Origin of the sequence: Candidatus Viridilinea mediisalina (assembly GCF_002532535.1) — a bacterium.
GTDB classification, from domain to species: domain Bacteria; phylum Chloroflexota; class Chloroflexia; order Chloroflexales; family Chloroflexaceae; genus Viridilinea; species Viridilinea mediisalina.
On the sequence record NZ_NQWI01000153.1, the window covers coordinates 1 to 10,071 of the forward strand.

General features: G+C 58.6%; 9 protein-coding genes. 6 read left to right on the forward strand and 3 right to left on the reverse strand.

The genetic code is table 11. The features are described 5' to 3' along the window. Window positions 1-192: hypothetical protein (locus CJ255_RS24205; RefSeq protein WP_217352501.1), on the forward strand; the 192-nt coding region annotated here is incomplete at its 5' end. Window positions 193-693: 501 nt separating this feature from the next. Here the strand turns inward: CJ255_RS24205 and bchE are convergent. Then, window positions 694-2,319: a magnesium-protoporphyrin IX monomethyl ester anaerobic oxidative cyclase gene (gene bchE / locus CJ255_RS19670; protein ID WP_097645792.1), complete on the reverse strand. Its 1,626-nt coding sequence runs from the start codon at window positions 2,317-2,319 to the stop codon at window positions 694-696. Between the two features lie 284 nt (window positions 2,320-2,603). Continuing rightward, window positions 2,604-3,218 carry a bacteriochlorophyll 4-vinyl reductase gene (gene bchJ / locus CJ255_RS19675; RefSeq protein WP_097645793.1) on the reverse strand — a complete coding sequence of 205 codons (615 nt, stop codon included), beginning with the start codon at window positions 3,216-3,218 and terminating at the stop codon, window positions 2,604-2,606. Between the two features lie 216 nt (window positions 3,219-3,434). Between bchJ and hoxE the strand changes: the two genes are divergently transcribed. The 5 genes from hoxE to CJ255_RS19700 all read left to right on the forward strand — a co-directional run bounded on the left by hoxE (window position 3,435) and on the right by CJ255_RS19700 (window position 8,543). Then, window positions 3,435-3,950, forward strand: coding sequence for a bidirectional hydrogenase complex protein HoxE (gene hoxE, locus CJ255_RS19680; protein ID WP_097645794.1), 516 nt, complete (start codon window positions 3,435-3,437; stop codon window positions 3,948-3,950). 201 nt (window positions 3,951-4,151) lie between these two features. Then, a complete protein-coding gene (gene nuoF, locus CJ255_RS19685; protein WP_097645795.1) occupies window positions 4,152-5,747 on the forward strand; it encodes an NADH-quinone oxidoreductase subunit NuoF in 1,596 nt (531 codons plus the stop codon). Further along, window positions 5,729-6,436, forward strand: a complete 708-nt coding sequence (gene hoxU / locus CJ255_RS19690; protein WP_097645796.1) for a bidirectional hydrogenase complex protein HoxU — start codon at window positions 5,729-5,731, stop codon at window positions 6,434-6,436. The genes nuoF and hoxU overlap by 19 nt, the downstream gene beginning before the upstream one ends. A gap of 12 nt (window positions 6,437-6,448) precedes the next feature. Then, window positions 6,449-6,982 (forward strand): NADH-quinone oxidoreductase subunit B family protein, encoded by a 534-nt coding sequence (locus CJ255_RS19695; protein WP_097645797.1) that lies wholly within the window; start codon window positions 6,449-6,451, stop codon window positions 6,980-6,982. A 130-nt stretch (window positions 6,983-7,112) separates the two neighbouring features. Continuing rightward, window positions 7,113-8,543, forward strand: a complete 1,431-nt coding sequence (locus tag CJ255_RS19700; RefSeq protein WP_097645798.1) for a Ni/Fe hydrogenase subunit alpha — start codon at window positions 7,113-7,115, stop codon at window positions 8,541-8,543. Between the two features lie 1,167 nt (window positions 8,544-9,710). Here the strand turns inward: CJ255_RS19700 and CJ255_RS19705 are convergent. Then, on the reverse strand, window positions 9,711-10,071 hold a 361-nt coding region (locus CJ255_RS19705; protein ID WP_165774828.1), incomplete at its 5' end, for a formylglycine-generating enzyme family protein.

A 10,071-nucleotide genomic window follows, 5' to 3' on the forward strand; every position in this document is an offset into this window, starting at 1 on the left:
AGCCACCGCGCCGCTTGGCTTCGACAGGTTCAGCCACCGCGCCGCTTGGCTTCGACAGGTTCAGCCACCGCGCCGCTGGCTGAGCCTGTCGAAGCCAAGCGGCGCGGCCCAGAGCTTTTTCGCACTAACAACAAATTTTTAAGTATCCCAGCAGCCTGTCAGGCTAATATAGTCCGTGTGCGGGCATCGTAGTGCCGACGTTAGTCGGCTGAGGTCTTTGCCATCGATGGGGAGCCGACTAACGTCGGCACTACCTACGGCGCAAACAGGAATGTTCCGACAAACCTTTGCTCAGAGTGACCAAGCAACGGGGCAATCAACAACATCCGCTTCCCTAATTCATTTGTCGGCCAAAAAAATAAGCGAACGATAAGTTATACCATTTACGATTGTAGATTGCAGATTGCAGATTGCCGAACATAGCGTCCCAATGGGCTTTCGCGTTCTTGATAATGCGGCATGTTCAAGGGTAATTGGTATTATACTATATCAGTTCAGTATACCATTTTCTTGGTGGTGTGTTGGCGACGAAATCGTCAACACACCACAGCAGCGCGGCATAGTGTCGTCACACTATGCCGCGCTGCTGGAATCATGAGGCTGTCTGAAAAGTCTGTGAACTGGCGTTGGAGTGCCGGCTTCAGTCGGCTGAAGCCGGCACTCCAGCGTGTGCCCACTAGCTTTTCAGACCAACTAGCAGCCGACTTGCTTGTTTTCGTCGCGGAGCGGGATGTTGAGGTCGTTTTCGGACTGGTGCTTGACCAGTTCGGGGTCGAAGCGCTTGGGAATCGCGCCGCCGAAGGTGGTGTCGGCGACCAACTCGGGGCGCTCGGCCTTCATCTTGGAGAGTTCGTCGCGGGTGAAGACGCGGTTCTCGTCGAAGCCGAGATCGATCTCGCCGCTCATGTGTACGCGCCCAATGTCGTAGAAGCGCTTCTCGAAGGTGGTCTTGGCGAAGGCGCGTAGACAACCCATCATGTACTTGCGCTTGGCGCGATCCTTGATGAAGGGATACTCTAAGAAGGCCTTCCGCATATAGAAGCGGGCGTAGTTACGCAGCACGCCCTTGAGTACCTGCTCGCGCTCCATCAGGTCGGGCTTCATGATCGGGGTGACGAAGTTGTACTTGGAGTAGTCGCGTACCTCCACGCGGTCGCCCAGGTCCTCGAAGAGTTCGGCGAAGGGCCAGGGGGTGTACATGTTCCAGTTGGCCATGTCCACCTTCCAGTCGAGGGCCATGCGATAGGTCTCCTCGATGGTCTCCGGGGTTTCGTTCTCCATACCCATGATGAACTGGCACTCGGCGACCATGCCAGCATCCTGAATGAGCTGGATGGCGGTCTTGTTCTGCTCAATCGTGGTCTGCTTGCGGAAGACCTCAAGGTTCATCTGGGCGGCGGCCTCGGTGCCGAGCGAGATATGCATGAGGCCCGCGCGGCGCCAGAGCGGCAGCAGTTCCTTATCACGCATAATGTCGGTCACGCGGGTGTTGATGCCCCAGAGGACGGGCAGTTTGCGACGGGCGAGCTCTTCGCAGAGGGCGGTGAACTTCTTGCGGTTGAGCGTTGGCTCTTCATCGGCAAGGATAAAGAAGCCGACATTGAAATCACGCACCAGCGTCTCAACCTCATCAACAAACTTGATCGGGCTGCGGGCGCGGTAGCGCCGCCAGAACTTCCACTGCGAGCAGAAGCGGCAGGTGAAGGGGCAGCCACGGGCGAAGTTGGGCACCGCGACACGTACATTCATGGGCACATAGATGTACTTATCCCACTCCAACAGGCTCCAGTCGGGCGTGAGCGTATCGAGGTCGGCAATCGGATCGCTGGCGGGGGTCGCAATGACCTTGCCATCTTCAAGGTAGGCGATGCCCTTGATGTTGCTGCGCTCTTTGTGATCGGAACCGGCCTCAATGTGGCGCAGCAGCTCAACAATGATCTCTTCACCCTCACCGCGCACAATGTAGTCAATCCAGGGGGCTTCACTGAAGACCTGGGTGTACATAAAGGTCGGGTGGATGCCGCCCAAGATCAGCTTGGCATTCGGGCGTTCTTCGCGGGCAATCTTCAGCGTATCCTGAGCCTTGAGGATCATAGGGGTGATCGCGGTGGCCAGGATCACATCGGGCTGATTGATGCGAATGATTTCGCGCAGCTTCTCATCGGGGATGTGGAAGGTCATCGCATCAATGAAGCGCAAATTGGTAAAACCGGCAGTCTTGAGCGCACCACCGAGGTAGGGCACCCAACTGGGCGGCCAATTACCCGCAATCTCGGCACCGCCCGCGTGGTAGTTCGGCTGGATCATCATGATCCGCATAGTGATCTCTCCCTGTGTTGTTGGTGGGCTGATGAGCCCTGCGTCAGAGTCTGAACTACGTGGTTGAGGAGGTAGGGTGTAGGAAGTAGGAAAGTAGGGGGGATAGTGGAAGGCTTTAGATGGCCCTCTTTGGAAGAGTAGGATGTAGCAAAGGGATGGTGGAATGCCCAGGATGGCCCTCACCCCCTACCCCTCTCCCACGTTGTGGGAGAGGGGCGAAGGCTCCACAGTTTTTTGCGTTCCTACTTCCTGTTTCCTACTTCCTGTTTCCTACTTCCTGTCTCCTACTTTCCAACCAAAACCTCAAAGCTGCACACCTCAGCACCTTGGGCGGCACAGGCGCGTTCGCGCACGGTGAGCTTCGGGTCAATGAGGGGGCGCAGCAGCGCTTGGAAGCATGCAGCATAGAAGCTGCAGACCGGCTCGCTGGCGTTGATGCCACGAGCTTCGGGACAATCGGCTAAACGTAGGGTTGCCCCGTGGCGTTCAACCGTAAAACTGAACCGTCCGCTCCCGGCGAAGGTCCAGGCGTGGCCAGCGATGGCCTTGAGAAAGATGCGTAGCGCCAAGCGGCGCGGTAGCCGGGGCAGGATGAAGCGGGCCGGGGCTGGAATGCGATGGGCTAAGAGGTAATCAGCCGTGCGCTCTCCGGCACGCGCCAATACCTGGGCCGCCCCTTCAAGCCCCAATTCAGCGCGGAGACCACCCATGAGGGCGATGAACTCCTGTTCATCCACCATTGTCGTGGGCAGTTGCGTCGCTAAGGCCCCGTGCCCGATCCGCTCAAGCAAGCGATAGGCCTCCTGTGTACCGTGCTGCTCCTCCAGTGCTCCAACCGTCTGGATGAGCGAATTGGGGCCAATGCGGGCACCACCTACGGCATGGTGCGTTGCGGGCATGGCAACTCCTTTCCCAAGACCACATGGTCGCGCTTGTTTTCTGAAAAGCGAGTATTTTGACATTTATGATAGATCGGTATGTAGAAAGTTTACCATAGTGGCTCGCAGCCGGTAAGTAGTGATCGCTCAACAAAAGGTGTGCTTTTCTTTCCGATGGGCTGGCGGGGCAATGCTAACATGAGACTTGTGCGTCGTGGTTGATGAAACGAGGCTTGTATGACCACCTCCTCCCCTGCTGGAACGACCTTGCAAACAAAGACGCAAAGCAGTGACGACAACCGGCTCAAGCTGCTTGAGGCAACGATGAAGCGCCACCAGCATCGCCCCGACGCATTGATCGAGGTGTTGCACAAGGCGCAAGAGTTGTACGGGTATTTGACCCCGGAGCTACTCATTTCGGTTGCCCAGCGGCTCCACCTTCCGCCGAGTCGGGTCTATGGTGTTGCCACATTCTACCACTTCTTTTCCCTTGTGCCGCCAGGCGAACATAATTGCACCATCTGCCTTGGTACGGCCTGTTATGTCAAAGGTGCTGCCGCGATTTTGGGCGAGCTTGAGCAGCAATTGGGCTTACAGGCGGGCCAAACGAGTGCCGATGGCAAAATCTCGCTGCTGGCCGCGCGCTGCCTGGGGGCCTGTGGCATTGCGCCCGCAGTGGTGCTTGATGGCCAGGTGATTGGCCACGCTATCCCCGATGAGTTGCAGACGCGGGTAGCTGAACTGCTGAAATAGGGGGAAGTGGGAGAACCAGGTTCTCCCACTTCCCCTGGCGGGGGTTTGGGCGCAGCCCTCTGGTGGGGGTTTGGGGGCATGGCCCCCAAGCATCCTTGTTTGTGGCGCGTTATCATCAATAACGCTAAAGCTCATTGGGATGCTATGTTCGGCAATCTGCAATCTGCAATCTGCAATCTACAATCTGAAATGGTATGACCTATGGACATCAGTGAACTCCACGCCATTGCCGAGCGTGAACGGGCGCGGCGTACATCAATCCGCATCCATTGCTGCACATCGTCGGGCTGTATGGCAAGTGGCGGAGTTGTGCTGCACGAGCAGCTTACCAAAGCGGTCTCTGCTGCCGGACGCCAAGCTGAGATTGAAACGGTTGCGGTGGGCTGTATGGGCTTCTGTGGCTTGGGGCCGATGGTGGTGGTTGAGCCAGAGCATCTGATCTTTGAGCGGGTGCGTCCCGATCAGGCGGCTGAGTTGGTGGGCGCACTGGCCGGTAAACCGTGCAGCATTGAACGTGGCGATCCTCAGCATCCCTTTTTTGCACGCCAATTGCCGATTGTGCGGCGCAATGGTGGCCAGATCAATCCTGAACGGATTGAGGAGTATATTGCTGCCGGTGGCTACCAGGCGCTCTACCACGCGGTGCATGATCTGGAGCCCAATGAGGTGATTGAGGAGCTTACGCGCAGTGGCCTGCGGGGGCGCGGGGGTGCGGGCTACCCAACTGGCCTTAAGTGGGCGACTGTAGCTAAGAGTCGCGGCGAACGTAAATTTGTGGTCTGTAATGGCGATGAGGGTGACCCCGGTGCCTTTATGGATCGCAGTATTCTCGAAAGCGATCCCCATCTGGTCTTGGAGGGCATGTGCATTGCGGGCTATGCCGTAGGGGCGAGCCAAGGCTACCTCTATGTGCGTGGCGAATATCCGCTGGCCATTAGCCGCTTGCAGAAAGCCATTGGTCAGGCGCGCCGCTTGGGTATCCTGGGCAGCCAGATTTTCGATACGGCCTTTGATTTTAAGATTGATATTCGGGTTGGGGCGGGGGCTTTTGTCTGCGGCGAAGAGACGGCGCTGATTGCGAGCATTGAGGGTCGCCGTGGTCAACCGCGCCCCCGTCCGCCCTATCCAGCCGAACAGGGGCTGTGGGGCTTTCCTACGCTGATCAACAATGTTGAAACCCTGGCCAATATTGCGCCCATTATCAACGGTGGGGCCGATTGGTACGCCTCGATTGGTACCGCACAGAGCAAGGGGACGAAGGTTTTTGCCCTTACTGGCAAGGTGCGTAATACCGGGCTGATTGAGGTGCCGATGGGCATTTCGCTGCGTGAAATCGTCGAGGATTTGGGCGGCGGCACACCTGATGGCGTTGCGGTCAAGGCCGTGCAGACGGGCGGCCCGTCGGGCGGATGTATCCCGGCGAGCCTCTTCCATACAGCGGTGAGCTATGAAACCCTGGCTGAAGTTGGCTCGATCATGGGTTCCGGGGGCATGGTGGTGATGGACGCCTCCACCGATATGGTTGAGTTAGCTCGTTTTTATGTTGATTTTTGCATGGACGAATCGTGTGGCAAGTGCATCCCTTGCCGTGTGGGTACCATTCAACTGCACCGGCTGCTGAGTCGCATCCGGGCGGGCGAGGCCAGCCGCGCCGAACTGGACGATCTGGAGCAGCTCTGCAACCTCGTGCGTGACACGAGCCTCTGCGGGCTCGGCCAATCGGCCCCCAATCCGGTCTTGAGTACCCTCCGCTATTTTCGAGAAGAGTATGAGGCGCTATGTCAGCCCGAACCCTAACGATCAACCAGACCCTCGTCAGCGCCCGTGAGGGCGAAAGCGTGCTAGAGGCGGCCCGCGACGCAGGGATTACGATTCCAACCCTTTGCCACCTCGATGGCCTCTCTGAAGTGGGCGCATGTCGCCTCTGCCTCGTTGAGGTAGCCGGTTCCAGCCGCTTGCTACCCGCTTGTCGCACGACAGTGAGCGAAGGCATGCAGGTGCAGACCGACACACCGCGCTTGCAGGAGTATCGTCGGGCAATTGTGGAGTTGCTCTTTGCCGAACGCAACCACGTCTGCGCCGTCTGTGTCGCCTCTGGCCACTGCGATCTGCAAGACCTGGCGCTGCACGTAGGCATGACCCATGTGCGCTACGAGTATCTGGCCCCAAGCTGTGCCGTAGACACCAGCCACCCCCGTTTTGGCATCGATCACAACCGCTGCGTGCTCTGCACCCGTTGTGTACGCGCCTGCGACGAAGTGGAGGGCGTACACACCTGGGATATTGCCGGGCGTGGTGTAGCAGCGCGGGTGATTACCGATCTGAACGTACCATGGGGTGAAGCAACCAGTTGCACCTCATGCGGCAAATGCCTGCTCGCCTGCCCCACAGGTGCCATCTTCCCACGCGGCAGCACCGTCGCCGAAGTGCAACGCGATCACAGTTCAATTACGCGGATCATGACGGCGCGCGGCGAGCGCTGGTGAGGAAAAAATCCAATGGAACGTTTGAAACTCGCAACCGTCTGGCTTGGTGGCTGTTCAGGTTGCCATATGTCACTCCTTGACCTCGATGAATGGCTGCTTGAGTTGGCCACCGTGGCCGATCTGGTCTATAGCCCCATTAGTGACGTGAAGATCTTTCCGTCCGACGTAGACCTTGCCTTGGTCGAGGGTGCGGTGGCTAATGATGAGCACCTTGAGTTAGCCCATACGATCCGTCGTCAGACCAAGACCGTGGTGGCCTTGGGTGATTGTGCCGTCACGGGGAATGTGACGGCCTTACGCAATCCGTTGGGCAGCGTGCGCGACGTATTGCAAGAGGTCTATATCAACCATGGCAGCCCGCGTGCGGTCGTCCCGGATACGTCGGGGATTGTGCCAGTCCTACTTGATCGCGTCTTGCCGCTGCATGCTGTGGTGCCAGTGGACATCTTCCTGCCTGGTTGCCCGCCCTCGGCGGCACGGATCAAAGGGCTGATCGAGACACTGCTGGCGGGCAAGGTGCCAACTGAGCCGGTGCGCTTTGGGTAGCTAGGGGGTAAGGAAATAGCAAATAGGAAAGAGCAAAGAGGAAAGAGAAAGGGGCATCCAAGGTATTCTGAAGCCTCAGCCCTATTTCCTATTTCCTGTTTTCTGTATCCTTGCCTTAAGGACATAAACGGTGAGTAAAACCATTATCATTGATCCCGTGACCCGCATTGAGGGTCATGCAAAGATCAGCATCTACCTTGATGACGTGGGCGAGGTGCGTACCGCACGGTTCCATGTCACTGAGTTTCGCGGTTTTGAGCAGTTCTGTGTGGGGCGGCCCTTCTGGGAGATGCCCGCAATTACGGCGCGTATTTGTGGTATCTGTCCGGTGAGCCACATTCTGGCTTCGGCGCGCACGGGTGATGCGCTGTTGGCGGTGGCCATTCCGCCCGCCGCCGAGCAGTTGCGGCGGCTGATGAACTTGGCCCAGATTGTTCAATCACATGCGCTGAGTTTCTTCCATTTGAGTGGGCCTGACCTGTTTATGAGCATTGCGACCGAGCCGGGGCAACGCAACGTGCTCGGCTTGGCGGCTCAAGACCCTGAGTTGGTGCGTAGTGGGATTCGCTTGCGCCAATTTGGCCAAGACCTGATTGAAGCCTTGGGCGGGCGCAAAATCCACCCGGCCTGGGCCGTGCCCGGCGGGGTACGCAGCGGGCTTGATGCAGCGACCCGTACCGCCTTTAGTGCCCGCCTGCCCGAGGCGCTCGCCACAACCCAGGTGGCGTTGGCGCGCTTCAAGGATCTGTTGGAGCCATTGAGTGCCGAGGTGGCGAGCTACGGGCGCTTTGCGAGCCTCTTCATGGGCATGGTTGCGCCCGATGGCACCTGGGAGCACCACGGCGGCAACCTGCGCGTCGTTGATGCCCAAGGGCACATCTTGGCCGACAACGTGAGTCCCGATGGATACGCAGGGCTGTTTGGCGAGGCGAGCGAAGCCTGGACTTACCTCAAGTTTCCCTACTACACGCCCCACGGCTACCCAGAGGGCATGTACCGCGTTGGCCCCTTAGCGCGGCTCAATGTTTGTCGCAGTATGGGCACGCCCCTAGCCGACGCCGAGCTATCCGAGATGCGCCAACGCGCCAATGGCGGCCCGGTCACCGCCAGTTTCTACTACCACTATGCGCGCCTGATCGAAATCTTGGCTGGACTAGAGCGCATTGGGCAACTCTTGGCCGATGGCCAACTAGAGGCCAAAAACCTACGGGCCGACGCGGGGGTTAACCGCTTTGAGGCGGTAGGATGCAGCGAAGCGCCACGCGGCACCCTCTTTCACCACTACAAGGTTGATGAGGACGGGTTAATCACCTATGTCAACCTGATCATCGCAACAGGCCAGAACAATCTCGCCATGAACCGCACCGTAGCACAGATTGCCGCCCGCTACCTACGGAGTGATCGCCTAGATCATACGCTCCTCAACCGGGTCGAAGCGGGCATCCGCGCCTACGATCCCTGTCTGAGCTGCTCGACCCATGCAGTGGGCCAAGCAGCCTTCGAGTTGGAACTGATTGGCGCAGATGGTACAGTGGTGGATCGTATGGTGCGAGGAAAGTAGGCAGTAGGCAGTAGGCAGTAGGCAGTAGGCAGTAGGCAGTAGGCAGTAGGCAGTATCTATTCAGACTTGGGGTAAAACATCCGCCTGGGAGCGCGGGCGTCCCGCCCGCATCCATGCCATTGCGGGCGAGACGCCCGCGCTCCCAGGAGAAGTGTGAACAATCGCTGCCAAAGACCTCAGAGGCTGTCTGAAAAGTCTATGGTTTGGCGTTGGAGTGCCGGCTTTAGCCGGCTAAAGCCGGCACTCCAGCGTGTACCCCCGGCTTTTCAGACGGCTTCTTAGACCTTGATGCCTTCGCCCCGCTCCCACATTGTTTTAAGGGCGGACAGAATTCTTGTGCGGGTGCCTGCGGATTCCTGATGGAGATGCGCCGGTTGGCCCTCACCCCCCTTCCCCCTTCGGCAAGCTCAGGGCACCGCCTCTCCCACAAGTGGGAGAGGGGGCGAAGACAGCGAGATTCTTGGCGTTACAATGAGGCTTTTGCGTGCCAAAGCACACATTTTCTGTCCGCCCATGAACCCACGTTGTGGGAGAGGGGTAGGGGGTGAGGGCCATCCTGGGCACCTCAAGAATCCTCTAGGGCGTAGCAGCGGCCCATACCATTCCCTCCTGCGCGGTGTTCCCTGGGGCGGGCCGCTGCTACGCCCCTCCGTGCAATGCCTACACATGTCTGGGCATGCATAGAGCCTATCGAAAAGCCATCCCTCCCACAAAAAAATGTTAGCGCGAAAAAGCTCTGGGCCGCGCCGCTTGGCTTCGACAGGCTCAGCCAACGGCGCGGTGGCTTGGTGGCTGAACCCTGAGCTTGTCGGAGGGTCGAAGCCACCGCGAGGCAGCCTGCCAACCCAAGGCTTTTTCGCGCTAAGACATGGTTTCAGAAACGGCCTTTCAGCTTTACAGTTGGAGTGCCGACTTTAGTCGGCATCCCATGGCAATCTACGACCCCAGCCGACTAAAGTCGGCACTCCATCGGAGACCAAACTGTAAAGTAACTATGAACCATGTCTAACAAAAAAATCCGCGATCGCGCCTACGGCGCGAGCAGGGGGCGCTGCGCCCCCCTGCACCCCCCGCCACCCCTCGCCCCTCGCCCTACTTGTCCCTTGTCACTTGTCACTCATCACTACCAGCAGAAGAATTCAGAACGCAGAACGCAGGATTCAGAATTCAGAAATCAGAATCAATGTGCGAGCGAGGGGAGAGAATAACCCGAACACCCCAGTCGAGGCTGAAGACGGGATGGAGGCGGAACCGCGCCCCGCAGCGAACACTTTTGCTACTATTACGCCAACTGCTCCCTCGAAGGGGAACGACAACTTCTTCGCTTCGGTACTCTTTGGACTGCTGAAAGTCAGCCTCCACCTGCCCACTCCACGCCGGATAGCTCTCCCCATGGCTGCACGTCCACTCCCAGACATTGCCCGCCATGTCGAGCGCCCCGCATGGCGCGACACCCGCCGGGCAGCAGCCCACCGGCGCAGGTCGCCCTAGCTTGCTCGCATCGTAGATCGCTAACTCTGGCGTCGGT

What these genes read in the sequence shown, in the direction of transcription:
- bchE (WP_097645792.1), bottom strand. Translation starts at nt 2,319, where the DNA reads ATGCGGATCATGATGATCCAGCCGAACTACCACGCGGGCGGTGCCGAG.
- bchJ (WP_097645793.1), bottom strand. Translation starts at nt 3,218, where the DNA reads ATGCCCGCAACGCACCATGCCGTAGGTGGTGCCCGCATTGGCCCCAAT.
- hoxE (WP_097645794.1), top strand. Translation starts at nt 3,435, where the DNA reads ATGACCACCTCCTCCCCTGCTGGAACGACCTTGCAAACAAAGACGCAA.
- nuoF (WP_097645795.1), top strand. Translation starts at nt 4,152, where the DNA reads ATGGACATCAGTGAACTCCACGCCATTGCCGAGCGTGAACGGGCGCGG.
- hoxU (WP_097645796.1), top strand. Translation starts at nt 5,729, where the DNA reads ATGTCAGCCCGAACCCTAACGATCAACCAGACCCTCGTCAGCGCCCGT.
- CJ255_RS19695 (WP_097645797.1), top strand. Translation starts at nt 6,449, where the DNA reads ATGGAACGTTTGAAACTCGCAACCGTCTGGCTTGGTGGCTGTTCAGGT.